At 66.1% G+C, this 24,542-nt stretch carries 26 protein-coding genes; 14 read left to right on the top strand and 12 right to left on the bottom strand.

Annotation, left to right across the window (positions count from 1 at the left end):
- Positions 1 to 105 precede the first annotated feature (105 nt).
- Complete coding sequence (locus AC5RWA_RS14000) at positions 106 to 1,788, top strand: DEAD/DEAH box helicase (RefSeq protein WP_494058045.1); 1,683 nt, start codon at positions 106 to 108, stop codon at positions 1,786 to 1,788.
- A gap of 8 nt (positions 1,789 to 1,796) precedes the next feature.
- Positions 1,797 to 2,669, top strand: a complete 873-nt coding sequence (locus tag AC5RWA_RS13995; RefSeq protein ID WP_494058044.1) for a DNA-methyltransferase — start codon at positions 1,797 to 1,799, stop codon at positions 2,667 to 2,669.
- Positions 2,670 to 2,740: 71 nt separating this feature from the next.
- Here AC5RWA_RS13995 and AC5RWA_RS13990 read toward each other — a convergent pair whose 3' ends face one another.
- Positions 2,741 to 3,589, bottom strand: coding sequence for a PHP domain-containing protein (locus AC5RWA_RS13990; RefSeq protein WP_494058043.1), 849 nt, complete (start codon positions 3,587 to 3,589; stop codon positions 2,741 to 2,743).
- A gap of 80 nt (positions 3,590 to 3,669) precedes the next feature.
- Here AC5RWA_RS13990 and AC5RWA_RS13985 point away from each other — a divergent pair, with 80 nt between their 5' ends.
- Positions 3,670 to 5,250, top strand: a complete 1,581-nt coding sequence (locus AC5RWA_RS13985) for an aminopeptidase P family protein (protein ID WP_494058042.1) — start codon at positions 3,670 to 3,672, stop codon at positions 5,248 to 5,250.
- Between the two features lie 105 nt (positions 5,251 to 5,355).
- On the opposite strand, the gene AC5RWA_RS13980 is transcribed toward AC5RWA_RS13985, so the two are convergent.
- Positions 5,356 to 6,306 carry a YflT domain-containing protein gene (locus AC5RWA_RS13980; RefSeq protein WP_494058041.1) on the bottom strand — a complete coding sequence of 317 codons (951 nt, stop codon included), beginning with the start codon at positions 6,304 to 6,306 and terminating at the stop codon, positions 5,356 to 5,358.
- A gap of 77 nt (positions 6,307 to 6,383) precedes the next feature.
- Between AC5RWA_RS13980 and AC5RWA_RS13975 the strand changes: the two genes are divergently transcribed.
- Genes AC5RWA_RS13975 through AC5RWA_RS13965 form a run of 3 tightly spaced genes read left to right on the top strand, consistent with a single transcriptional unit; the run spans position 6,384 to position 9,513 of the window.
- Positions 6,384 to 7,667 (top strand): magnesium transporter MgtE N-terminal domain-containing protein, encoded by a 1,284-nt coding sequence (locus AC5RWA_RS13975; protein ID WP_079597317.1) that lies wholly within the window; start codon positions 6,384 to 6,386, stop codon positions 7,665 to 7,667.
- Positions 7,651 to 8,355, top strand: coding sequence for a DUF1003 domain-containing protein (locus tag AC5RWA_RS13970; protein WP_104443484.1), 705 nt, complete (start codon positions 7,651 to 7,653; stop codon positions 8,353 to 8,355). The genes AC5RWA_RS13975 and AC5RWA_RS13970 overlap by 17 nt, the downstream gene beginning before the upstream one ends.
- Before the next feature lie 15 nt (positions 8,356 to 8,370).
- Positions 8,371 to 9,513 carry an Mrp/NBP35 family ATP-binding protein gene (locus AC5RWA_RS13965; protein ID WP_494058040.1) on the top strand — a complete coding sequence of 381 codons (1,143 nt, stop codon included), beginning with the start codon at positions 8,371 to 8,373 and terminating at the stop codon, positions 9,511 to 9,513.
- Positions 9,514 to 9,540: 27 nt separating this feature from the next.
- On the opposite strand, the gene AC5RWA_RS13960 is transcribed toward AC5RWA_RS13965, so the two are convergent.
- The 3 genes from AC5RWA_RS13960 to sigE form a co-directional block, all read right to left on the bottom strand.
- The gene (locus tag AC5RWA_RS13960; RefSeq protein ID WP_079597319.1) at positions 9,541 to 9,951 is read right to left on the bottom strand and encodes a twin-arginine translocase TatA/TatE family subunit; all 411 of its coding nucleotides are present in this window, start codon (positions 9,949 to 9,951) and stop codon (positions 9,541 to 9,543) included.
- 69 nt (positions 9,952 to 10,020) lie between these two features.
- Complete coding sequence (locus AC5RWA_RS13955) at positions 10,021 to 10,782, bottom strand: anti-sigma factor (RefSeq protein ID WP_494058039.1); 762 nt, start codon at positions 10,780 to 10,782, stop codon at positions 10,021 to 10,023.
- 88 nt (positions 10,783 to 10,870) lie between these two features.
- Positions 10,871 to 11,485 (bottom strand): RNA polymerase sigma factor SigE, encoded by a 615-nt coding sequence (gene sigE / locus AC5RWA_RS13950; RefSeq protein ID WP_079597321.1) that lies wholly within the window; start codon positions 11,483 to 11,485, stop codon positions 10,871 to 10,873.
- A 229-nt stretch (positions 11,486 to 11,714) separates the two neighbouring features.
- Here sigE and AC5RWA_RS13945 point away from each other — a divergent pair, with 229 nt between their 5' ends.
- Entirely contained in the window at positions 11,715 to 12,347 is a 633-nt protein-coding gene (locus AC5RWA_RS13945) for an O-methyltransferase (protein ID WP_079597322.1), read from the top strand.
- A gap of 66 nt (positions 12,348 to 12,413) precedes the next feature.
- On the opposite strand, the gene AC5RWA_RS13940 is transcribed toward AC5RWA_RS13945, so the two are convergent.
- The 4 genes from AC5RWA_RS13940 to AC5RWA_RS13925 all read right to left on the bottom strand — a co-directional run bounded on the left by AC5RWA_RS13940 (position 12,414) and on the right by AC5RWA_RS13925 (position 15,309).
- Complete coding sequence (locus AC5RWA_RS13940; RefSeq protein WP_009357720.1) at positions 12,414 to 12,581, bottom strand: DUF3117 domain-containing protein; 168 nt, start codon at positions 12,579 to 12,581, stop codon at positions 12,414 to 12,416.
- A 236-nt stretch (positions 12,582 to 12,817) separates the two neighbouring features.
- A complete protein-coding gene (locus tag AC5RWA_RS13935) occupies positions 12,818 to 14,080 on the bottom strand; it encodes a hypothetical protein (RefSeq protein ID WP_494058038.1) in 1,263 nt (420 codons plus the stop codon).
- Positions 14,077 to 14,496, bottom strand: a complete 420-nt coding sequence (locus tag AC5RWA_RS13930; protein ID WP_494058037.1) for a DivIVA domain-containing protein — start codon at positions 14,494 to 14,496, stop codon at positions 14,077 to 14,079. Before AC5RWA_RS13930 ends, AC5RWA_RS13935 begins: the two co-directional genes overlap by 4 nt.
- A gap of 30 nt (positions 14,497 to 14,526) precedes the next feature.
- Positions 14,527 to 15,309 (bottom strand): LOG family protein, encoded by a 783-nt coding sequence (locus tag AC5RWA_RS13925; RefSeq protein WP_079597325.1) that lies wholly within the window; start codon positions 15,307 to 15,309, stop codon positions 14,527 to 14,529.
- A gap of 103 nt (positions 15,310 to 15,412) precedes the next feature.
- Between AC5RWA_RS13925 and AC5RWA_RS13920 the strand changes: the two genes are divergently transcribed.
- From AC5RWA_RS13920 to AC5RWA_RS13905, 4 genes are all read left to right on the top strand, one after another.
- Positions 15,413 to 16,168, top strand: coding sequence for an amino acid ABC transporter ATP-binding protein (locus tag AC5RWA_RS13920; RefSeq protein ID WP_079597326.1), 756 nt, complete (start codon positions 15,413 to 15,415; stop codon positions 16,166 to 16,168).
- Between the two features lie 85 nt (positions 16,169 to 16,253).
- Positions 16,254 to 17,141, top strand: a complete 888-nt coding sequence (locus AC5RWA_RS13915) for a glutamate ABC transporter substrate-binding protein (RefSeq protein ID WP_115525134.1) — start codon at positions 16,254 to 16,256, stop codon at positions 17,139 to 17,141.
- Between the two features lie 86 nt (positions 17,142 to 17,227).
- On the top strand, positions 17,228 to 17,878 hold the full coding sequence (locus tag AC5RWA_RS13910; protein ID WP_079597328.1) for an amino acid ABC transporter permease: 651 nt from the start codon (positions 17,228 to 17,230) through the stop codon (positions 17,876 to 17,878).
- The gene (locus AC5RWA_RS13905) at positions 17,875 to 18,714 is read left to right on the top strand and encodes an amino acid ABC transporter permease (protein WP_476246091.1); all 840 of its coding nucleotides are present in this window, start codon (positions 17,875 to 17,877) and stop codon (positions 18,712 to 18,714) included. The genes AC5RWA_RS13910 and AC5RWA_RS13905 overlap by 4 nt, the downstream gene beginning before the upstream one ends.
- 76 nt (positions 18,715 to 18,790) lie before the next feature.
- On the opposite strand, the gene dapE is transcribed toward AC5RWA_RS13905, so the two are convergent.
- Entirely contained in the window at positions 18,791 to 19,966 is a 1,176-nt protein-coding gene (dapE, locus tag AC5RWA_RS13900) for a succinyl-diaminopimelate desuccinylase (protein WP_494058036.1), read from the bottom strand.
- A 51-nt stretch (positions 19,967 to 20,017) separates the two neighbouring features.
- On the opposite strand from dapE, the gene dapD reads away from it, so the two are divergent.
- Together dapD and AC5RWA_RS13890 are read left to right on the top strand one after the other, a co-directional pair.
- On the top strand, positions 20,018 to 21,046 hold the full coding sequence (gene dapD / locus AC5RWA_RS13895) for a 2,3,4,5-tetrahydropyridine-2,6-dicarboxylate N-succinyltransferase (protein ID WP_494058035.1): 1,029 nt from the start codon (positions 20,018 to 20,020) through the stop codon (positions 21,044 to 21,046).
- Positions 21,047 to 21,049: 3 nt separating this feature from the next.
- Positions 21,050 to 21,919, top strand: a complete 870-nt coding sequence (locus tag AC5RWA_RS13890) for a transglycosylase SLT domain-containing protein (protein WP_494058034.1) — start codon at positions 21,050 to 21,052, stop codon at positions 21,917 to 21,919.
- 1 nt (position 21,920) lies between these two features.
- On the opposite strand, the gene AC5RWA_RS13885 is transcribed toward AC5RWA_RS13890, so the two are convergent.
- Complete coding sequence (locus AC5RWA_RS13885) at positions 21,921 to 22,532, bottom strand: hypothetical protein (RefSeq protein ID WP_079597333.1); 612 nt, start codon at positions 22,530 to 22,532, stop codon at positions 21,921 to 21,923.
- Positions 22,533 to 22,631: 99 nt separating this feature from the next.
- The gene (locus tag AC5RWA_RS13880) at positions 22,632 to 23,240 is read right to left on the bottom strand and encodes a TetR/AcrR family transcriptional regulator (RefSeq protein ID WP_494058033.1); all 609 of its coding nucleotides are present in this window, start codon (positions 23,238 to 23,240) and stop codon (positions 22,632 to 22,634) included.
- 107 nt (positions 23,241 to 23,347) lie between these two features.
- On the opposite strand from AC5RWA_RS13880, the gene galE reads away from it, so the two are divergent.
- Entirely contained in the window at positions 23,348 to 24,361 is a 1,014-nt protein-coding gene (gene galE, locus AC5RWA_RS13875; RefSeq protein WP_494058032.1) for a UDP-glucose 4-epimerase GalE, read from the top strand.
- The last annotated feature ends 181 nt before the right edge of the window (positions 24,362 to 24,542 follow it).

Here is a 24,542-nt window from a genome sequence, read left to right as displayed (position 1 = left end):
GCTTCCACTGGAATTGCTTGCGCGCCCGAGCGTGCTCCGGATCAGCCTCCCGGCCGGCCCGTTGAGCAGGCAGCGCCATTGCCCAAATGAATAAGGAAACTCCCTGTGAGTGAATTGCATACCCATCAGCTTCTGACGGACGACACCGGCACCGAGACCATCGAGCCCGAAGAAACCATCATCTCCGATGAGAAGCCGCACGAAATCGCGGAAAAGTCCTTCGCCGACTACAACGTCCGCGAAGACATCGTGGAATCGCTGGCCGACGCCGGCATCACCCACCCCTTCCCCATCCAGGCCATGACCCTGCCCGTGGCGCTGTCCGGCCACGACATCATCGGACAGGCCAAGACCGGTACCGGCAAGACCCTTGGCTTCGGCATCCCGGCGCTGCAGCGCGTCGTCGGGCAGGACGACCCCGGCTACGCGAAGCTGGCCGTTCCGGGCGCTCCGCAGGCCTTGGTCATCGTCCCCACGCGCGAACTCGCGGTGCAGGTGGCCAATGACCTGCAGACCGCATCCCGCAAGCGCAATGCCCGCATCACCACCATCTACGGCGGCCGCGCCTATGAGCCGCAGGTGGAAGCCCTGAAGCAGGGCGTGGAGGTTGTGGTGGGCACGCCCGGCCGCCTGATCGACCTCTACAAGCAGAAGCACCTGAGCCTCAAGAACGTCAAGATTGTTGTGCTCGACGAAGCCGACGAGATGCTGGACCTGGGCTTCCTGCCGGACGTGGAAACCCTTATTGCCGGCACCCCTGCCGTCCGGCAGACCCTGCTGTTCTCCGCCACGATGCCCGGCCCGGTCATCGCCATGGCGCGCCGGTACATGACGCAGCCAACGCACATCCGTGCCGCGGACCCCGAGGACGAGGGCCTGACCAAGCGGGACATCCGCCAGCTCATCTACCGTGCACACAGCATGGACAAGACCGAAGTGGTGGCCCGCATCCTCCAGGCCAGGGGCCGGGGACGCACCATCATCTTCACAAAGACCAAGCGCACCGCCGCGAAGGTGGCCGAGGAGCTGGTGGACCGCGGGTTCGCCGCTGCCGCCATCCACGGCGACCTTGGCCAGGGGGCCCGTGAGCAGGCCCTGCGCGCCTTCCGCAACAACAAGGTGGACGTGCTCGTGGCGACGGACGTTGCTGCCCGCGGCATCGACGTCGAGGACGTCACCCACGTCATCAACTACCAGTGCGTGGAAGACGAGAAAATCTACCTGCACCGGGTGGGCCGCACCGGCCGCGCCGGCAACAAGGGCACCGCCGTGACGTTCGTGGACTGGGACGACATGCCGCGCTGGGGCCTGATCAACAAGGCCCTGGGGCTGAGCGTGCCCGAGCCCGTCGAAACATACTCCTCCTCGCCGCACCTCTACACGGACCTTGATATCCCCGAGGGCACCAAGGGCCGGCTGCCGCGTGACAAGCGCACCCTGGCCGGCGTCGACGCCGAAGTCCTGGAGGACCTGGGCGAAACCGGCAAGAAGAACAGCCGCAGCCCCCGCAGCGGCGACGGCCGGGACCGTGACAGCCGTGGGCGCTCAGGCAAGACCGGTGGCCGCGAAGGTGGCCGCGGCGGCGATTCCGCCGCCCGCTCTGGTGAGCGCCGCCGTCGTTCTGCCGAGCCTGCCGCAGCCTCCGCACCTGCCGCCGAGTCCCCAACCGGGACCGACGGCGAGCAGCCCTCGCGTGCCCGCCGCACCCGCACCCGTACCCGCCGCCGCAACGGTGAAGTGGTTGCCGGCACGGACAAGGGCGCACAGCCTGGCAGCAGCGAGGGCTAACTGCCTTCATGACTGACACTGTTTGGGCGCCGGACGGCGGCAGCCTGGTGGTGCACGCGGACAACGCGGAGTACCTCCCCACCCTGCCGGCCGGCGCCTTCACACTGATTTACGTCGATCCGCCTTTCAACACGGGCCGGCCGCAGCTGCGCCAGGAAACCAGGATGGTGGCCAACGCCGAGGGCAGCGGGGACCGGGTGGGCTTCAAGGGCCGCTCCTACGACACCATCAAGGGTGCCCTGCACCGCTACGACGACGCGTTCAGCGACTACTGGTCCTTCCTGGAGCCGCGGCTCGTGGAGGCCTGGCGCCTGCTGGCAGAGGACGGCACCCTGTACCTGCACCTGGACTACCGCGAGGTGCACTACGCCAAGGTGATGCTGGATGCCATCTTTGGCCGGGAATGCTTCCTGAACGAGATCATCTGGGCCTATGACTACGGCGCCCGCGCCAAGAACCGCTGGCCCACGAAGCACGACAACATCCTGGTGTACGTCAAGAACCCCGCGAAGTACCACTTCGACAGCGCGGAGGTGGACCGGGAACCCTACATGGCCCCCGGCCTGGTGACGCCTGCCAAGCGTGAGCTGGGCAAGCTGCCCACGGATGTCTGGTGGCACACCATCGTCTCCCCCACCGGCAAGGAAAAAACCGGCTACCCCACCCAGAAGCCGGAGGGGCTGGTACGCCGGGTCGTGGCCGCCTCAAGCCGGCCCGGCGACTGGTGCCTGGACTTCTTCGCCGGTTCCGGAACCCTGGGCGCGGTGGCCGCCAAGCTGGGGCGCAGGTTCGTCTGCGTGGACCAGAACCAGCCGGCCGTGGACATCATGGCCAAGCGGCTGGGTGCCCACGCCACCTTCGTGACCCACCGGCCCAACTAGGTAGCGCCAATTGTCGTTGTGGGGCTCCATAACGACAATTGGCGCTACTCAGTTGGGGAAGCCGGGCAGGATCAGGGGCGGACGACGGCGGTCCCCGTGCCGAGCTCCTCGATGCGGGCCAGGACCTCCGGTGCCGTCAGGTTCTCCCCCAGCAGGTTGGGCTTGCCCGTGCCGTGGTAGTCGGAGGAGCCCGTGATCAGCAGGTCATGCTTCGCCGCCAACCGCCGTAGGAACGCGCGGCCTTCCTCCGGGTTGTCACGGTGGTCGATTTCCAGCCCTGCCAACCCGGCGTCAATCATCTCCTGGTAGACGCGCTCCCCCACGATCCTGCCCCGGGCGGATGCCACCGGATGGGCGAAGACCGGGACTCCGCCGGCTGCGCGGACCAGTTCGACGGCGGTGGCGGGGTCCGGCGCGTAATGCTGGATGAAGTAGCGCGACCGCGAGGTGAGTATGGAAGCGAAGGCCTCGGAGCGGTCCTCCACCACACCGGCGGCCACCAGGGCGTCGGCGATGTGCGGGCGGCCGAGCGTCGCACCAGGAGCCACATGGTGGATGACGTCGTCCCACGTGAGCGGGTAGTCCTCGGCAAGGAGCGTGACCATCCGCTCGGCGCGGGTCAGCCGCGCATCCTTGGCCTTGGTAATCTCCTCCAGCAGCCCCGCATGCGCGGGATCGTGCAGGTAGCTCAGGAGATGGACACTGATCCCTTCGCCGGTCCGGCAGGAAACCTCCATGCCGGGCACCAGCGCCACCCCGTGCTCGGCAGCGGCGGCAGACGCTTCCGCCCAGCCGTCCGTGGAGTCGTGGTCGGTCAGCGCCACCACGTCCAGGCCGGCGCGGGCAGCGGAGGCCATGACGTCGGCGGGTTTCTCCGTGCCGTCGGAGACATTCGAGTGGGCATGCAGGTCGATCCTCACCAGTCCAGCCTAGTAGACGGGCTGCCGGCCCGCCGGAAGCCCCGTTCGCATCGCCGGGAAGCTGGTGAGACGATGGTGCCGTGAACCATGCCGATAACACCCCGAACTCTGCTTCCCAGCCGCTGGAAGAGCGGGTCAACAACCGCTCGCAGCGGCCCAGTTCCGACGCTTTCAAGGCCTTCATGGCCAGCAACTGGGCGCCGTCAAACGAGGAGCTTCCCGGCCGCGACGCCGTGGCCGGCTACGCCGCAAACCGGCGCAAGGCCATCTCCTCCCAGTTCAAAGGCGAGCGCCTGGTCATCCCCGCCGGCCCGCTGAAGGTCCGGTCCAACGACTGCGATTACCGGTTCCGCCCCCACTCCGGCTTTGCCCACCTGACCGGCCTCGGCCTGGACCACGAGCCGGACGCCGTGCTGATCCTGGAGCCTGTTGAGGAAGGAAAGGGCGACGACGGCGGGCAGCACCGTGCCACGCTCTACTTCCGGCCGCTGGCGGGCAGGGATACCGAGCAGTTCTACGCAGACGCGCGCTCCGGGGAGTTCTGGATCGGGCGCCGGCCCACCTTGGCCGAGTTCGAGGCCCGCCTGGGCCTGGCAACAGCCCACATCGACCAGCTGGAAACGGCCATCACCAAGAATGTGGGCGCCCCGGAGATCGGCGGCATCTCCATCCGGCTGGTCCGGAAGGTGGACGAAAACATCGACGCGCTGGTGGACACGGCCCGCTACAACACGGCGAAGGATCCGGACAACCTGGACCTGGGCGTCCTGGATGCCCTCGACGAGAAGCTCAGCGAAGCCCTCTCCGAGCTGCGCCTGCTCAAGGATGACTGGGAAACCGAGCAGATGAAGGCCGCCGTGGCCGCCACCGTTGAAGGTTTCGAAGAAGTGGTGAAGGTCCTGCCGCGCGCACTGACCCACGCCCGTGGCGAACGGGTGGTTGAGGGCGCGTTCTTCGCCCGTGCACGCGAGGTGGGCAACGAGCTGGGCTACGACACCATCGCGGCATCCGGCAACAACGCCACGGTCCTGCACTGGACCCGCAACACCGGAAAAATCAGTGCCGGCGAACTCCTGCTGCTCGACGCAGGCGTGGAAGTCGATTCCCTCTACACAGCTGACATCACACGCACCCTTCCGGCCAGCGGGGTGTTCAGCGACGTCCAGCGCAAGGTCTACGAGGCAGTCCTCGACGCCGCCGACGCCGGATTCGCCGCGGCGCTTCCCGGCACGAAGTTCCGGGACATCCATACGGCCGCCACCACCGTCCTGGCCGAACGGCTCGCCGAATGGGGCCTCCTTCCGGTCAGCGTGGAGGAGGCCATCAGCCCCGAAGGCCAGCAGCACCGCCGCTGGATGCCGCACGGCACCAGCCACCACCTGGGACTGGACGTCCATGACTGCGCTCAGGCGAAGCGGGAGCTGTACCTGGACGGCATCCTTACAGAAGGCATGGTGTTCACCATCGAGCCGGGCCTCTACTTCAAGGAAGAGGACCTGGCCATTCCCGAGGAATACCGCGGTATAGGTGTCCGGATCGAGGACGACATCCTGATGACCGCCGACGGACCGGTCAACCTCAGTGCCGCCCTGCCGCGCAAGGCGGAAGAGGTTGAGGACTGGATGGCCGGCATCTATCGCGAGGCTGACGCCGCCTCGTAGCCCGCTTTAGGCAGACAGTGCGCCCGGCTTAGGGCATTCGGCAAACGAAAAAGCGGGACCCCCGGAAGTATCCGGTGGTCCCGCTTTTTCGTGTTCCTGTAACGGCTACTGGCGCGGTCCGGCAGGCCCCTGCTGGCCGTCTCCGTCGCGGTCGGCGTCCGGGGCGGGCACGTTGCCGCCGGGCACCTGACTGGCACCGGGCTGGTCCATGTCCGGCTGGGCCTGCCCCGGAGCCGGTTCCTGGGGCAACCGGACGCCGTATTGGGGCCGGCCGTCCGGCAGGTCAGGGTAACGGACCGTGCGCACCGGCTCCTGGCGCGGGCCGCCGTCGTTGTTCTGTCCGTCCTGCTGGGCACCCTGCTGCTGGCTGCCGGGAGCAGGATAGCCGCCGTCCTGGGCGGAGGATCCCGAGGACTGGCCGTAGGGGTCGTTCCAGCCCGACGGGCGGGCAGGGCCCTGGCCCGGCTGCTGGTAGTTCTGGTTCTGCTGGAACGGCTGGTTCTGGTAGTCGCGCTGCGCGTAGGGACCGTTGCCCGCGGCCGCGTCCGAGCGGTTCATGGGCAGCTGATGCAGCAGCCGCCGGGCCTCGTGCGCCGCCTCAGGCGACACCACGACGTCGTAACTGGTGGCGACCACCTGGCTGGTGGAGGTGAAGTCCCGCTTGCCCCGCTGCATGGCATAGGTGACGATGCCGAAGAGCATAAAGAACGCCGCGCCCATCAGCACCGACGTGAGGATCGAGAAGTACCCCGGCGAGGGCGCGAAGAACGAGAGCAGCACACCCACGAACAGGCCGAACCACATGCCGCTCAGTGCGCCGGAAAGGGCCACCCTGGGGTAGCTCAGGCGCCCCGTCACCCGCTCAACCATCTTCAGTTCGTTGCCCACGATGGATACCATGTGTACCGGGAACTGCTGGTCCGCGAGGTAATCCACCGCCTTCTGGGCATCCAGGTAAGAGGTATAGGAGCCGACGGTGTCGCCGGTGGGAACGGCCCTGGCTTCGTCCATGCCGTTGGGGCCACCTGCCTTGGGAGCACCAAAAATGTTTGCCATGGTCCCATTCTTGCCCATCCGTATGGATGCTGCCTGTGAATTCAGCTAAAAGAGAGCAGACTCGGTAGCCTGTAGGGGTGAGCACAACACCTACCCGCGTCTTCGTGGCCCGCCTGCTGGGCCTCGACGTCTTTGACCCGCTGGGCGACCGGCTGGGCCGGCTGCGCGATGTTGTTGTGCTGTCCCGCGGAACCCAGGGCGCGCCCCACGTGGTGGGCATCGTGGTGGAAGTACCGGGAAAAAAGCGCGTCTTTGTGCCCATGACACGCATCACCTCCATCGACCAGACCCAGATCATTTGCACGGGGCTGGTCAATCTGCGCCGTTTCGAGCAGCGCGGCGCGGAGACGCTGGTGGTGGCCGAGATGTTCGACCGCCGCGTGACGCTGCGGGACGGCAGCGGCGACGCCACCATCGAAGACATCGCCATGGACCAGACACGCTCCCGCGACTGGTTCGTCAGCAAGCTCTTCGTCCGCCGCGGCCACTCCCTCTCTCCGCTCAGCCGGCTGCGCCGCAACGAAACCCTGATCATTGACTGGGCCGACGCCCTGCAGGGCCCGCGCACCGAGCCGCAGGCCGCCACCCAGTTCGTGGCCAACCACGAGGACCTCAAGCCCGCCGACTTTGCCGAGGCCCTCCAGGAAATGAGCGACAAACGCCGTTTCGAGGTAGCCAGCGAACTGCAGGACGAAAGGCTCGCCGACGTCCTCCAGGAGCTTCCGGAGGATGATCAGGTGGAAATTCTCTCCGCCCTGGACGTGCAGCGCGCCGCCGACGTCCTGGAGGAGATGGATCCGGACGACGCCGCCGACCTCCTTGGCGAGCTCCCCTCCGCTCAGGCGGAGGAGCTGCTCCAGCTGATGGAGCCGGAGGGTGCCGAGGACGTCCGGCGCCTCCTGGAATACGACGAGGACACCGCCGGCGGCCTGATGACACCGGTCCCGGTGATCCTGCCTCCGGAAGCAACCGTGGCCGAGGCCCTGGCTCACGTGCGCCGTGAGGAACTGTCACCGGCCCTTGCCTCCTCCATCTTTATTGCCCGGCCCCCGCTGGAAACACCCACCGGGCGTTTCCTGGGCGTGGTGCACATCCAGCAGCTGTTGAGGTTCCCGCCGTTCGAGCCGCTGGGGAACCTGGTGGACAAGAACCTGGAGCCGCTGTCCGACCAGGCACACATCAGCGAGGTGGCCCGCACCCTGGCGACGTACAACCTGAATTCCCTGCCGGTGGTCAATGACACCGGCCGCCTTGTGGGGGCGGTGACTGTTGATGACGTCCTTGATCATCTGTTGCCGGATGACTGGCGCGCCCATGATGGCGAAGCCCCGATAAGAAAGCTCGGTGGCCGCATTGGCTGACAACACCGCTCCGAAGACCCCCAACCAGCGGATCCCGGGCCGGGCGGCCAAGAACAACATGGGCAGCCTGGACACGCCCCTGAGCGGCCGCCAGCGGATCCTGCCCAAGTTCTCCCCGGACCCGGATGCTTTCGGGCATGCCACGGAGGGTTTCGCGCGCTTCATGGGCACGCCGCAGTTCCTGGTGTACATGACGGTGTTCGTTGTGGTCTGGCTGGCGTGGAACACCTTTGCGCCGCTGGAGTGGCAGTTCGACTCCCGCGACCTCGGCTTTACGCTGCTGACCCTGATGCTGTCCCTGCAGGCCTCGTACGCGGCGCCGCTGCTGCTGCTGGCGCAGAACAGGCAGGATGACCGGGACCGCGTTTCGCTGCAGCAGGACCGCCAGCGCGCCGAACGCAACCTCTCGGACACCGAATACCTCACCCGGGAACTCGCTTCGCTGCGGATCGCGCTGCGCGAGGTGGCCACCCGCGACTACGTCCGGGCGGAGCTGCGGTCGTTGCTGGAGGACATGCTGGAGGCCCAGGAAGAGCTGAGGACCCATGACCCTTCCGGCCCCGGCAGCCACGAGTCCCCGCGGGACAAGGTCAAGGACAAGCTCCGGGAACAGCGTGACCGGCAGCGGAACCCGCGCACGCAGCAGATTCCCCGGGTCAAGCCCGGCCACTCCACCCAAGACAGGTAAGCCCAGGACCCGATAGTGAGCACCCCCATCGCCAACTCCCAGCTGGCCGAGGCCATCAACAACGCCCTCGCGACTGTCATCGACCCTGAACTCCGGCGCCCCATCACCGAGTTGGGGATGGTGGACTCCGTCAGTGTGTCCGACGACGGCAGGGTCAGGCTGGCGGTGCTGCTCACCATTGCGGGCTGTCCGCTCCGGGACACCATCACCTCCGACTCCGAAAAGGCCCTCTTCGCCGTGCCGGGCGTCACCGCCGTCGACGTCGAGCTGAAGGTGATGTCCCAGGCACAGCGGGACGCCCTCAAGGAGAAGCTCCGCGGCCCCGGCGGCCAGCGCGGCATCCCGTTCAACCAGCCCGACTCCCTGACCAAGGTCTTCGCCGTGGCCAGCGGCAAGGGCGGGGTGGGCAAGTCCTCGGTCACCGTCAATCTGGCGTGCGCCCTGGCCGCGCAGGGACTGCGGGTGGGCATCGTGGACGCGGACGTGTACGGCTTCTCCGTGCCGGGCCTGATGGGCATCACCCAGGCGCCGACCCGCGTGGACGACATGATCCTGCCGCCCGTTGCCTATGGCGTAAAGGTCATCTCTATCGGCATGTTCGTCACCGGCAACCAGCCCGTGGCCTGGCGGGGACCCATGCTGCACCGGGCCCTTGAACAGTTCCTCACGGATGTCTACTTCGGGGACCTGGATGCCCTGTTCCTGGATCTTCCGCCGGGCACGGGGGACATTGCCATCTCGGTGGCCCAGCTGCTTCCCAAGGCCGAAATCCTAGTGGTCACCACGCCGCAGGCCGCAGCCGCGGACGTCGCCGAACGGGCGGGTGCCATCGCCACCCAGACTGGCCAGAAAGTGGCCGGCGTGATCGAGAACATGTCCTACCTGGAGATGCCCGACGGCGGCCGGATGGAACTGTTCGGAAGCGGCGGCGGGGCGGTACTTACCGAGAGGTTGACGGCAACCGTGGGCGCCGACGTTCCCCTGCTGGGACAGATCCCGCTGGATATCCAGCTCCGTGAAGGCGGGGATGCCGGGGTTCCGATTGTGATCGGGCAGCCGGGGACTCCCGCGGCGGAGTCGCTGGCAGGAATTGCAGCCCGGCTCGCAGCCGTGCCGCGCGGCCTGGCAGGAATGAAACTGGGTCTGCAGCCGCGCTGACCCGCCCCGTGCCGCTTCCCGGTGTGCTCAGGTGGCTTCGGTGTCGAACGGAGCGGCTTCGCCGGCGGGCAGGGACTGCACCACCCGCTGTGGCCTTGCCGGAGCCGCGTCCGCGGCGGCAACAGCCGCTGCGCCGGAAACAGCTGCGACGGCGGCAGGCGCCCCGGCACTGACAGGCTTGGGATCGTCGTCGAGGAGCGCTTCCTTGATGATGCGCCGGGGATCGTACTGGCGGGGATCGTACTTCTTCCAGTCGACATCGTCGATGTCGATCCCCACTTCTTCCTTGATCTGCTCGCGGGCGCCGGAGGCCATGCGCCGGACTTCCTTCACAAGGTTCGCAAGTTTCTGGGTGTATTCGGGCAGCCTCTGGGGGCCGATCACCAGGATGCCGATGAGCAGCAGAAGAAAGAACTCCGGGCCGTTGATTCCAAACACTTTAGGAAGATTACCCTCTCCGGGCTGCCAGTGACGATTCCCGTCACGCGCGGGCGGAAACCACCCTTATTACTGGGTAAAACGGGCCACGATCTTGTTGATTCCGCGCTGCAGCCGGGTGGCCAGTGACTCCGGCGCACTGCTGCTTTCGCCCGTTCCGGCTGAGACACCCTCTCCGGCCTGGCTGGCCAGGCGCTGCAGGATGGGAAGGGCGTCGTCAGCGCGTTCAGCCGGCAGGTTGGACTCGTAGGTAAAGGTGCGGCCGGCGGTCCGGTAGGTGGCAGACCACGGCGAGGAGCCCAGGACCTGCAGTAGGTTGTCCTGCCGGCTGGCAGCAACCGGGGCCGGCGGGTGCTGTTCGGTGACGGTGGCGTAGTGGGATCCGTCCGAGAGCCGAAGATGGACCGCCGGCTGGCCGTCGATGACGACCGCTTGTGCCGACTCGAGGTGGAACCCCATGGCTTCGAGTTCAGGGCAGGCCCAGCCTTCTGAGCGGAGCATGCTGACCTGTTCAGCGCTCAAGGCCCGCCCGTCTGCCGGCGTCTGCGACGAAACGGGCGACAACGCCGCTGAGGCGCCCGTCCCGGTGAGCGGATCACCGGCTGCAGCAAAGGCGCCAACGGCCAGCACACCGGCTGCCGCTACCGTGCCGCCGGCCGTCATGGCCAACACACGGACCGCTGCCCGGGGCGTCGCGGGGTGGACGGCAGCAGGCCGGGGCTCTGCCGCCAGCTCCGATGTGCGCGCCAGGAGCCGGGCGGTCAGGTCCTCACTGGCGGGCGGGATGGGGGCGTCCCGGAGCCGTTCCAGGTACTGGCGCTCCCGGCGCACGGCGGAAGCGCATTCATGGCACGAGGCAAGATGGCTGGAGGTTCGCTGGTGCCTGCCGCCAAGGGGAAACGGGGACCTCATGCGCCGTTCAGAGGATGCCCGCGATGCGCGGCATGGAAAGCTTGCGGCGCGCCTGCTGCGGACGTGGATCCCTGTGGGCGAGCTTCTCCCGGAGCATGGTCCGTCCACGGTGGATGCGCGAGCGGACGGTTCCGAGCTTAACGCCCAGGGCCTCTGCCACCTCGTCGTAGGACAACCCTTCCAGGTCGCACAGGACGACGGCGGCCCGGAAGTCCGGCGGGAGTTCCTCCAGTGCTGCCTGGACATCCAGGTCCAGGTTGTTCAGCTCGAAGCTCTGCTCAGGGCCCGGTTCGCGTCCGGGGAGGCGGGATTCCGCGTCCTCGGCCAGGGCATCGAACCGGATCCGTGTTTTGCGCCGCGCCTGGTCCAGGAACAGGTTGGTGGTGATGCGGTGCAGCCAGCCGTCCAAGGTCCCGGGCTTGAAGTTCTCGAGCGAGCGGAAGACGCGGACGAACACCTCCTGGGTGAGGTCCTCGGCGTCATACTTGTTACCGGTCAGGCGGTATGCCAGCCGGTAAACTTTCGCCGAATGGTTGGTGACCACTTCTTCCCAGGTAGGACGGACCCACTCAGCGTCGGGATTATGTACTGCAGGGACAGGTGCCACAACTGAAGATGACATCGTCCACTCCCCTCGTGGAATTGCTAACGCCCGGATACTGTTGACATCTCTGATTCGGCGCCGATCACCTTTTGGATGAGCGGATAATAATCATTTCAAATTTGGCTGGGAATTTCCTGACTGCGGGAAAGTTCAGCCGTGGGCGCAACAGCCCGCCTCCGCTGCCCGCTGCCCCGGACACAGTAGGCTGTAGAAGACATTCCCCCTCCCGCCCAGAAAGCGAAAATTCATGAGCGCCGACAAGTCCATCAGCTGGTCCTATGCAGAAGATCTGCCCGCTGAGGATGAGGTCATGCTTCGGGCCCGGGAGCGTTCCTTTGAACTGGGAGTGACCCCCATCGGACCGGGCGTTGGCGCCGTGCTCACGGTCCTCGCTGCCGCGTCCAAGGCGCAGACCGCCGTCGAGATTGGAACGGGGGCGGGAGTGTCCGGCGTGTGCCTCCTCCGCGGGCTTGGCCCGCAGGCAGTCCTCACCACCATCGACGTCGACGTGGAACACCTGAAGGCCGCGCGGGAGGCCTTTTCCGAGGCCGGCAGCCCGGCCAACCGTACCCGTACCATTTCCGGCCGCGCAGGCGATGTCCTGCCGCGGCTCACGGATGCTGCCTACGACCTAGTGTTCATCGACGCTGACAAGCCCGGCCTGCCCGGCTACGTGGAGCAAGCCATCAGGCTCCTGAAGCGGGCCGGCCTGCTGATCATCAATGACGCCCTGGACAAAGACAAAGTGGCAAACCCTGCCGGCCGCGAGGCCACCACGGTGGTCCTTCGCCAGGTCGGCAAGGCGATCCGCGACGACGACAGGCTCGCTTCAGCCATGCTTCCCACCGGAGACGGCCTGCTGGTCGCCGTCAAGAAGTAGCCACGCCCAGCACCAAGATAAAGGACAGGGTCCGCAGCACGGCTGCGGACCCTGTCCTTTTCACGATTATTCGGTAACGCCGACGAGGCATTCCTTGAGGTTTGCCGCTTCGGCAGCGTTCAGTTCGACCACAAGACGCCCGCCGCCTTCGAGCGGGACGCGCATGATCAGGCTGCGGCCCTCCTTGGTGACTTCCATTGGGCCGTCGCCGGTGCGTGGTTTCATAGCCGCCATGAGGAATTCCCCTCCATTTTGTCCCAGGACTGATCAGCCCGGGCGGGCTGTGTCCGCATGTCGATCAAGCCGCTATGGCGGCGGTAGTTTCCACCGCCAAGGCTGCGCGTATTCTGAATGCTTTTTGTCCTTGCTTACTTACCATTATCGCGGAATTACCCGCACGTAGCTAATCGATGGACATTTTCGGCGGGCCGGTATTCCTGTCCTGACCTGCACGGAAGTCCAAAAAAAAACTAGGGCGGGTAATCGCCGCCGCCCGGCAATTGCGCCCAGGCCCACAACCACACAATCCATACGATCTGCAGCAGCAGGAACATGGTCACCACCGTGCCCCGGTAGGCCCGGGAGCGGGACAGCAGCACGGCTCCCAGTGCCAGCGGAAACAGCGGCAGCAGCATGCGAAAGGTACTGGTCTGCGGATGCAGGAACGCCAGGAGGTACCCCATGTAGCAGGCGCACCACAGGCGGAGTTCGACGCCGAGCCGCACCACGGGCGGCAGGAACAGCATCAGGCCGAAAAGGGCCACAAAGACGAACGGCGCAAGCAGTCCCAATACCGGCCCGAAGAGGTCGACGCCGGTATCGAACCACGGTTTGAACGGCACCAGGTCATGGCCCCGCCACACGGTTTCGGTTTTGGTATACGCCTGGAAGTCGCCGGTAGCGGCCCACGCTGCGGCGGGCCACGCCAGCGCGGAAACGCCTGCGACGGCGGTCAGGCCGGTAAGTGCCGCCATTTCACCAAAGGTGTGGTTGCCGGCTGGCAGGCCAGCCGCGCCGCCGCTCCGGAGGCGTTCCAGCAGGCGATACACCAGAACGAGCCCGAGCATGGCGGCGAAAGGGACGCCGATGGGACGCGAGAGGCACAGGAGCACCACCACCGGTATGGCCCACAGGTAATGCCGGCGCACCACCAGGAGCAGGGCCGACGCCAGCAGGAGGAGCGACAGTGACTCCGCGTAGGGAACCTGCAGTATGGCCGAGACCGGGAAAGTGGCGAAGAAGGCAACGCCCCACAGCGCCGGGACGTGGGACACCCTGTGCCTGAAAAGGGTGTAAACCACCAGCGCCGCTCCCCAACCGGCCAGCATCGCAAGGAGGGTGAGTGAGGCGGCAGGAATTAGTCCCGTCAGCCTGCTGAGGCCTCCCGCCAGGGCTGGAAACAGGGGGTAGAAGGCCCAGGCGTTTTCCTGGACGTTGCCGGCAGCGTCTGTGGGGAGCTCTGACGGGTATCCGTTGGCGATGACCTCGCCGTACCAGCGCGCGTCCCAGATGTTGATGAAGTGCCAGTAGTCGGGCCTGGCCGGGAACCAGGGATTGGGGCCCTGGTGGAGCGCGGCGGCCATGAAGATGCAGGCGCTGACCAGCCGGGCCGAGGCGTAGATGACCGTGACCTGCGCCCACCAGGGCCAGCTGCGATAGGCGGAACCGGCCTGCCCGGCCCAGGCCTGGGCGGCAGTAGCAAAGCCCGTCCGGCGGCGCGCCACCGTACTCACTGCCCGCTCTTCCCTGGCACCGCATTCCCGCCGTCGCGCGCCGCGGCGGTTCCGTCGTCGCGCGTTCCGCCGGGGCTGCCCTGGTTCGGCTCCTCAACGGCCAGCAGCCGGGCGCGCAGCTCGTCCACTTCCTGCTGCCTGGCAGCAAGCTGGTCCCTCAGTTCATCAAGGACCTGGTCCACCTGGTCCATCCGGTAGCCGCGCAGGCCCAGCGAGAAGCGCACGCGGTCCACGTCCTCCGCAGCTGCGTTGGCCGGAAGCAGCACCGGGGGAAGGTTGGCCGGCGGCTGCTCGAAGCCACCGTCCAGCAGGGCCGGCAACGGGCGGTGGCCCGACTTCCGGGGGCGCCGCCCCAGGCTGGCCCACAAAACCGCCCCTACCAGCACGATGGCGAGGAAAACCAGAAAAAAGCTCACTGCTCCATCGTGCCAGACCTGGCGCTGCCGCTACTCCGGACGCTGCTCCCCGTTCAGGGAGGGGGTGATGGCCCCATGGAGGACGCGGTCCACCGCTTCGGCCGGATCGTCAACCACCTGGATCAGGTCCAGGTCCTTTTCGGAGACCATTCCCTCGGCTACCAGGGTTCCCCTGATCCAGTCGATCATGGGGCCCCAGAAGTCGACGCCGAGAAGCACGATGGGGAACGACGTCACCTTCCGGGTCTGCACCAGCACCATGGCTTCGAAGAGCTCATCAAGCGTTCCCAGGCCGCCGGGGAGCACAATGAATCCCTGGGCGTACTTGACGAACATGGTTTTGCGGGCGAAAAAGTACCTGAAGTTGATGCCCAGGTCCACCCACTGGTTCAGCCCCTGTTCAAAGGGAAGCTCGATGCCCAGGCCAACGGATATGCCGTTGCCCTCCACCGTGCCGCGGTTGGCTGCCTCCATGGAGCCCGGCCCGCCGCCGGTGATGACCGCGACGCCGGCTTCCGCCAGTTTCCGCCCCACCTCGACGCCCATCTCGTAGTACGGGCTGCCGGGCTTGGTGCGGGCGGAACCGAAAACGCTGACAGCCTTGCCGATGTCCGCCAGCGCGCCGAAGCCTTCGACGAATTCGCTTTGGATCCGCAGTACCCGCCACGGATCGGTATGGACGAACTGGCCGGGGCCTTTGGTATCGAGCAGATGCTGATCGGACATTTCCACGGCTGCCTGTTTGCGGCGCAGTTCAAGGGGCCCCTTACGGCGCGGCTGGGAATTTTTGGCCGGATCTGCATTGATGCTCATTCACCTAGGCTAACCTCCCGCGGCAGGTATCTCTTGAATCACGATCCGCAGGAACTTGGGGTGATTCCCGTCATAGCCGCCCGCAGTTCGCTAGATTCTTCCTATGACTACTCATGTGCCCGGCGATACCCTCGTCTCCCTGAACGCCGTAAATAAGCACTACGGCCAGCTGCACGTTTTGAAGGACATCAATCTGCAGGTCCGCAAGGGCGAGGTTGTTGTGGTCATCGGGCCTTCCGGCTCCGGTAAGTCCACCCTGTGCCGCGCCATCAACCGCCTGGAAACCATCGAGGGCGGAACCATCAGCATCGACGGGAAGGTGCTTCCGGAGGAAGGCAAGGAACTCGCCCAGCTCCGCGCCGACGTCGGAATGGTCTTCCAGTCGTTCAACCTCTTCGCGCACAAAACCATCCTGGAAAACGTCACGCTCGGCCCCATCAAGGTCAAGGGCGTGGCCAAGGCCGCCGCGGACAAGGACGCCATGGCGCTGCTCGAACGGGTGGGCGTGGGCCACCAGGCGCCCAAGCTCCCGGCCCAGCTCTCGGGTGGCCAGCAGCAGCGTGTCGCGATCGCCCGCGCCCTGGCGATGAAGCCCAAGGTGATGCTCTTCGACGAGCCGACCTCCGCTCTGGACCCCGAAATGATCAACGAGGTCCTGGACGTGATGATCCAGCTCGCCAAGGAAGGCATGACCATGATCGTGGTCACCCACGAGATGGGCTTCGCCCGCAAGGCCGCGGACCGCGTGGTCTTCATGGCGGACGGCCAGATCGTCGAGGACGCCACCCCGGAGGAGTTCTTCACCAACCCGAAGAGCGACCGGGCCAAGGATTTCCTGTCCAAGCTCCTCACCCACTGATGCACCGCTTTCACTGATTCACCGAACAACCACACTTCAGTTCGCACCCAGGCCGTGACCCACGGCCACCAATGAAAGGAATGTCATGAAGGCATTTATGACCCGGCGGAAGTCATTCTTCGTGGCGGCTACCGCTGCCATCGCCCTGTCCCTGAGCGCCTGTGGCGGTGGCGGCACCGGCACCGGCAGCGACCCCACCGTTGAAGCAGCACCCACCTTCGCCGCCGGCAGCACCATGGAGAAGCTCTCCTCCGCCGGGACCATCAAGATCGGCACCAAGTTCGACCAGCCGCTGTTCGGCCAGGTGGGCCTGGACGGCAAGCCCGTAGGCTTCGACGTCGAAATCGGCAAGCTGATCGCAGCGAAGCTGGGAATTTCCGCCGACAAGATCGAATGGTCCGAGACGGTCTCGGCCAACCGCGAACCCTTCATCGAACAGGGCAAGGTTGACCTGGTCATCGCCACGTACACCATCAACGACAAGCGCAAGCAGGTTGTCAGCTTCGCCGGCCCGTACTACGAAGCCGGCCAGGCCCTGATGGTTAACAAGGACAACGACGCCATCAAGACCCCCGAGGACGTCAAGGGCAAGAAGGTCTGCTCCGTCACCGGTTCAACCCCCGCCGCCACCATCGTGGAGAAGTACGGAGCAGAGCTGGTCCCGGCCGCCACCTACTCAGCCTGCCTGGAGCCGCTGCGCAACAAGCAGGTGGAGGCTGTCACCACTGACAACGTGATCCTCGCCGGTTTTGTGGACAAGGAGCCGGACGCCTTCAAGCTGGCCTCCGATGAAACCTTCACCAAGGAGCCCTACGGCATCGGCCTGAAGAAGGACGATACCGAATTCCGCAACTGGATCAACGACCAGCTGGAGGCATTCGAAGAGGACGGGTCCTACAAGGAGGCCTGGGAAGCCACTGCAGGTTCGGTCATCAAGACTGCACCCGAGCTCCCCGAGATTGACCGCTACTAAGTGAGTCCGGAGCTGCCGGGGCCGGTAGGCCGGCCCCGGCAGCTTTCAGCCTTTAAATCCGTCCACGCCCAAAGCCAAAGGATCCTATGGACGTCATCATTGAAAACCTGCCCCTGTATTGGAACGGTTTTCTCCGCACCCTCTTCCTGTCAGCCGTCTCCGGGATCATCGCGCTGGTCCTTGGCACGCTGCTGGCAGCCGCCAGGGTGTCCCCGGTAGCAGCCCTGCGCGGCTTCAGCACCGTGTACGTGGAGGTTCTCCGGAACACCCCGTTGACCATTGCCTTTTTCTTCGCGGCGATCGTCCTCCCCCGGCTCGGGGTCAAGTTTGAGCAGTTCGAAATTGCCGCGATCATCGCCCTCAGCACGTACACCGCAGCGTTCATCGCCGAAGCTGTCCGCTCAGGTGTCAACAGTGTTCCCGTGGGGCAGGCCGAGGCCGCGCGCAGCATCGGCATGAACTTCGGGCAGGTCCTGAACCTCATCATCCTCCCCCAGGCCCTGCGGACGGTGGTCCCGCCGCTGATCAACATCCTGATCGCCCTGGTGAAGAACTCTTCCGTCGCCGGCGCCTTCTTTGTCCTCGAACTGTTCGGCTACGGCCGCCAGCTGGCCAACGCCAACGGTGATGCCGTCATCGCCGTGCTGCTGGGTACCGCGTTCTTTTATCTGCTCCTCACCGTTCCGCTCGGCATCCTTGCCAGCACGGTGGAACGAAAGGTGGCGATTGCCCGATGAGCTCAGTCCTTTACGACGTTCCGGGACCCAAAGCCCGGCGGATCTCCCTGATCGGCTCGATCGTAGGTTCCGTGCTGATCCTGGGTTTGCTGGCATGGATTGTCATGACCCTCGCCCAGCAGGGCATTTTCGAAGGCCGGCGCTGGCAGATCTTCACCCGCGCTGATGTCTGGATGCTCCTGGGCAACGGCCTGAGCGCCACCCTGTCTGCTGCTGCACTGGCAGCCGTCATCGCGTTCCCGCTGGGGCTGCTGCTGTGCCTGCTCCGCATCTCCGATGCGGCCATCATCCGGATCCCCACCCGGGTGGTCCTGGAGTTCCTCCGCGGGATGCCCGTGGTCCTGATGATGCTGTTCGTCCTGCTGGGCTTCGGCACGTCACCGTTCATTGCCGTTGTCACCGGCCTGGTGCTCTACAACTCGGCAGTGTTCGCCGAGATCATCCGGGCAGGCATCCAGTCGCTGCCCCGGGGGCAGCGCGAAGCAGGCCTTGCCATTGGCCTGACCAGCTTCAAGTCCCGGATGCTCATCGAACTTCCGCAGGCAATCCGCCGCATGATGCCGTCCCTGGTGGCGCAGATGGTGGTGCTCCTGAAGGACACCTCGCTGGGCTACATCGTGGCGTACGGCGAGCTGCTGCGCGCCGTGCAGGTGATGGCGGACTTCCTGGGCACGCAGTTCCTGTTCCCCATCTTCTTCGTCGCCGCTGCGATCTACATCGCCATCAACATCCTCGTTTCCAGGCTTGCGGTCTGGATTGAGCGCCGGGGGTCGAAGAAGGCAGCCGGCGGCGTGGCCAAGGCCGAGCCCGAGAAGGCAGAGGCCCCGGTTCCCTAGACAGTTCCTACGCGAACGGCCCGGACCATCAGGTCCGGGCCGTTCGGCATTTAAGCGCGTGCAACGTGCTCCTGGCTCAGCCCGCCAGCCAGTCCTGCAGCGCGCGGAGGCAGGTGCGGATGGCATCCGCGTGGACGTGCTCGTTGTCCTTGTGCGCCAGCAGTGCATCACCGGGTCCGAAATTCACCGCCGGTATCCCCAGTTCGCTGAAGCGCGCGACGTCGGTCCAGCCGTATTTGGGTTTCGGCTCGCCTCCCACGGCGGCAACGAAGGAAGCGGCAGCCGGGTGCTGAAGGCCGGGGCGGGCGCCGGCTGCAGCGTCCGTGCGGACCACGTCGAAGCCCTCAAGGAGTTCCCGCACCACGGCTTCGGCCTGGTCCGGTGTCTTGTCCGGGGCGAAGCGGTAGTTGATTTCCACCACGCAGCGGTCCGGGATGACGTTGCCGGCGGTCCCGCCGTTGATCTTCACGGCGTTGAGGCTTTCGCGGTAGTCCAGGCCGTCCACGGTGACCGTTTGCGGTTCGTAGGCCGCGAGCCTTGCCAGGATGGGGGCTGCGGCGTGGATGGCATTGCTGCCCATCCAGGCCCGCGCCGAGTGCGCCGCCTCGCCCACTGTTGTTGCTTCAAACCGGCTGGTGCCGTTGCACCCGCCCTCCACAATGCCGTCCGTAGGTTCCAGAAGGATGGCGAAGTCCCCGTGCAGCAGGTGGCCGTGGTTGCGGACCAGGCGGCCCAGCCCGCTTTTCACCGCTTCCACTTCCTCATGGTCGTAGAAGACGAACGTGACGTCCCGCTTGGGCTGCGCCCCGCCGTCGAACAGCGTGGCCGCCAGCGCCAGCTGTACTGCCACACCGCCCTTCATGTCGGTGGCGCCGCGGCCGTACAGGATGCCTTCGCCCGGGACGCCGGACTCCCAGCTGGAAGGCACCGTTCCCTTCGAGCCCTCGGTCAGCGGCAGCGGTACAGTGTCCAGGTGCCCTGCCAGGATGACGCGTTCGGGGTGCCCCAGTTCTGTCCGGGCGATGATCGAATCCCCGTCGCGGACCACCGTCAGCTCCGGAAGACCCAGCAGCGCCGTTTCAACGGCGTCGGCCAGTTCCTTTTCATTTCCGGACACGCTGTTGATGTCCATGATGGCGGCGGTCAACAGGGCGACGTCCTGCCGCAGGTCCAGCCGCGCAGGCACGGATTCCTGGCCGGATTTCTGGCTGGACAGGACGGATGCGGGGTCTGGAGCGGTTTCGGCAGTCACGAAGCCAGTCTAGTTCGAACCCGGTGCCCCGCCCTCGATAGACTGGAGCACATGACTGAGACCGCTTCTTCCGCCGTGCCCGAAACCCTGAACGCAACCACTGACGAACGCTCTGCCTACGGCTTTGGCGTGGCCACCATCGCCACCGCCAACGGCAGCGCCACCGTTTTGGACGTCTGGTTCCCCGCACCGGCCCTCGGTGTCGCCGCCGAGCACCTGCGTGCCGTGGAAAACGCTGACGATTCCCTGACGCAGATCGCGGAAAACGGCACCGATGAGGACCGCGGCACCGAGCAGAAAGTGGTGTTCGTCCAGATCAACCTTGACGAGGGCCCCGCCGACACCGCCGACGCCTACCTCCGGCTGCACCTGCTCTCGCACCGCCTGGTCAAGCCCAACACCATCAACCTGGACGGCATCTTCGGGAAGCTGCCCAACGTCGTCTGGACCAACTTCGGTCCCGCCGCCGTGGAGGGCTTCGAACTTACCCGTGCCCGGCTCCGCCGCCGCGGCGCCGTCACGGTGTACGGCATCGACAAGTTCCCGCGGATGGTGGACTACGTTGTGCCCTCCGGCGTACGGATCGCCGACGCCGACCGGGTGCGCCTGGGTGCGCACCTGGCTGAAGGCACCACCGTCATGCACGAAGGCTTCGTGAACTTCAACGCCGGCACGCTGGGCACCTCCATGGTGGAAGGCCGTATCTCCGCGGGCGTCGTGACTGGTGATGGCAGCGACGTGGGCGGCGGCGCATCCATCATGGGCACCCTGTCCGGCGGCGGCAAGGAAAAGATCACCATCGGCGAGCGGGTCCTGCTGGGCGCAAACTCAGGCGTTGGCATCAGCATCGGGGACGACTCCGTGGTGGAAGCCGGCCTGTACGTCACGGCCGGCACCCGCGTGCGCGTGCCCGGGCCCAAGGATGAGGTGGGAGAGGACACCACCAAGATCGTCAAGGCGGCCGAGCTGTCCGGCGTTTCCAACCTGCTGTTCCGCCGCAATTCCACCACCGGTGCCGTGGAGGTCCTCCCCCGGGCCGGCCAGACCGTGGAACTGAACGACGCCCTGCACGCCAACTAATTTATGGCGCGACGACGCGGCCTGCGCCGCCTGGCGGTACTGCTGCTGGCCCTTGCCCTGGTGGCCGGCGGCATCTATTCAGCGGTGTTCTTCGTGCAGCGTTCCGAAACCCTGGTTTCGGAACGCTGCACCGCTGTTGTCGGCGACAGGACAGCCGAACTGGCACCCGACCAAGCGGTCTACGCCTCGCTGATCACCGCCGTCGCAGTCCAGCGCGGGCTGCCTCCCCGGGCCGCGAGCATCGCCCTGGCCACGGCCATGCAGGAGTCCAAACTCCGCAACATCGCCCACGGGGACCAGGCCGGACCGGACTCGCGGGGACTGTTCCAGCAGCGGCCTTCGCAGGGATGGGGCACCGAGGAAGAGGTCATGGACCCGTACTACGCCGTCAACGCGTTCTACGATGCGCTGGTGAAGGTCCCGGACTACGAGACGCTTGACATCACCGACGCCGCACAGCGCGTCCAGCGGTCCGCGTACCCCAGCGCCTATGCGCAGCACGAGGATATGGGGCGGTCCTTCGCCTCCGGGTTGTCCGGCCAGACACCCGAAGCGGTGCAGTGCACGCTGCGTTCGTCGGGCTCCGCCGGAGACGCCGCGGCGGTGGCCGCCGAACTCAGCACGGCGTACGGAGCGCTGGACGCTTCCGTGGAGGGACAGACCGTGGTGGTGAACGCCGGCGGCAGCCAGGCCTGGTCCGTTGCCCAGTGGGCGGTGGCGAATGCCAAAGGCCTCGAGGTGACCCGGGTGGAGGTGGCGGGCCGCAGCTGGGACCGTGCGGATCGGAACGGTTGGCAGGAATCTGCGGCGCCGGACGGACAGGTCCGGATTACGGTAGCCCCGCAAAGCACCCAGGCGGGTGTGGGCCAATGACTCAGACGAGGATCTCCACGACCGGCTGCACGTAGCTGCGGAACAGCTCCGGCTGGCCCATCAGCTGGTGGCTCATAATGATCTTGTCCGGCTCCAGGTACCAGGCCCGCTGCTCGTTCAGGGGCAGTTCGATGATGGTCAGTGTGAAGTCACGGGAATCCCGTCCCACTTCCATCAGCCGGTCGTCCACCAGTTCCTCCAGGAGCTGGTCCGTGCCGCTGGCCAAGCGTTCCGCCTCCAGCCGGGCGTACTCGCTCCTCCGCTCCCGCGCCCAGGTGAGGGCAGCGCCAAAGTGCGCCTGCAGGACCCGCTGCAGGGCGGGTGAGTTGCCGAATGCGCCAAACTCCGGCGGCGACAGTTCCGGCGAGGTCTGCGGATGGGCTTTGACCAGTTGTTCCCACCAGGCTTCCCACTCGGTCTTGAGCGCGCTCAGCCCGCCGACGTCGGCTGTCAGGTGGGTGTGGTCCGCCGGACGGATCTTGGGAACGGCATGGGACAGCGCCGGGTGGCCTGCGCCGTTCAGCCCGACCGTGTCGCGGACGTAGAGTGCGATCATCATGGGTCCGGACGTGTCCGTAGTGATCTGCCACCGTGAACCGCTTGCCTGATGCATCCGAAGTCCTTCCCTGGCGTGCTCCTGCCGGGTCTGCTGATCCGGTTTCGCGCCCCCGGCTATCAGTCTATTCCCGCTCCCTGCCCACGGTAACGCCCCTCAGCGACTCAAGCCGTCAACGTGGCGTTCCAGCACGTCGGAGCACATTTGCGCGGTCATCCACCCGGTTTGCAGCAGGGCATGCATGCATAGTCCGTCCAGTGTGGCCAGGAGGCGTTCCGCTTCCACCACCAGGCTCTCCTGCGGTTCGTCCTGGGGCATCAGCGCAGCCACCACCTGCCCGGCAATCGCTGCCACCTCCCGGTGGCTGCTGTCGGCAACCGGGGCGAGGAAAGGCCGGATCCTGGCCGCGTTCTTGAACGCCATCCAGGCGCAGGCTTCTACCGCCCGGGACTCATCCAGGGGCAGCAGGCCACCCAACAGGGTTAATACCGCTGCACGCTGCTCAAGGCTGCGCGGCGCTGCGGCGGCGACACCGGGCAACGCCCCCTTGAGCCGGCGGACAATCCGGTCCACCACGGTGGCAAAGGAATAGGTCAGGAGTTCGTCGCTGCCGGCGAAGTAGTGCCGGACGGATCCGACGGCGAGTCCGGCCTCATCCGCCACCTCACGCAGCGAGGCGCGTTCCAGTCCATCCACCGCGATGATCCTGAGGACCGCTTCCACAACGTCCTGGCGGCGGGCTTCGGCATCTACGATTTTGGGCACTGGTCCTTTTTAGCACGGTTGTGCTCCATCGCTTGCCGCGCCTGCCGTCCCTGCCCGGCATCCGGAACATGCGGCGGCACCGCGGCCCGGTGGGATAGCGTTGAGGCATGAAAATTCTGGTTACAGGGGGCACCGGTTACATCGGTTCCCACACTGTTCTTTCCCTGCAGGAAGCCGGCCACGATGTTGTCGTCATCGACAACCTCATCAACTCCAGCGAGGAGTCACTGCGCCGGGTTGCCGAACTCAGCGGCAAAACGGCTGAGTTCCATAACGTGGACCTGGTGGACGAAGCCGCGGTTGAGAAAGTCTTCGCCGGCAGCGCGATCGACGCCGTCATCCACTTCGCCGGCCTGAAAGCTGTAGGGGAATCGGTGCAGGAGCCGCTGAAGTACTACTACAACAACCTCGTGGGCACCCTGAACCTGATCCGCGTGATGGACCGGCACAACGTCCGGTCTTTTGTGTTCAGCTCGTCAGCGACGGTTTACGGCGAACACAACCCCATCCCCTACGTGGAAAAGATGGAGATCGGCGCCAACAACCCCTATGGCCGCACCAAGGAGCAGATCGAGGACATCCTCTCCGACCTTGGCGCAGCCGACGACCGCTGGCATATAGCCCTGCTGCGCTACTTCAACCCGGTAGGCGCCCACCCCTCCGGACGCATCGGCGAGGATCCGCAGGGCATCCCCAACAACCTGGTTCCGTTCATCGCGCAGGTGGCCGTTGGCCGGCGCGAAAAGCTCATGGTTTTCGGCGGCGACTACGACACCCCGGACGGCACCTGCCTGCGCGACTACATCCACGTGGTGGACCTTGCAGAAGGCCACGTGGCCGCCCTGAACCACGTGGCGGACCGCGCCGGCGTGTTCCGCTGGAACCTCGGCTCCGGCAAGGGCTCCTCGGTGCTGGAGGTCCTGCGCTCCTTCGAAAAGGCCGTGGGCAAGCCCATCCCCTACGAAATCACCGGCCGCCGCGCGGGCGACCTTCCTGCTTTCTGGGCTGACGCCACCTCGGCGCTGGCAGACCTGAGCTGGTCCACCACCAAGACCGTGGACCAGATGTGCGAGGACCACTGGCGGTGGCAGAAAAACAACCCCCAGGGCTACTCGTCCTGACAGCAACGCGGGGTCACTAAACGCCCTTCGGGGACACTCTATTGGGCGTTTGATGACCCCGCGTTGCCTGTAGTTGGTGATTAACGACGACGGCCGCCCACCTCCTGGAGGTGGGCGGCCGTCGTCGTAAGGGGAGGTCAGCGAGCGGGGTAGTCCAGGGCCGGCTCGCCGATGTACAGCT

The organism is Arthrobacter sp. 210 2 (assembly GCF_059093025.1).
Note: the sequence above shows the minus strand (reverse complement) of the source record. Positions and strands in the feature narration are given on the sequence as shown.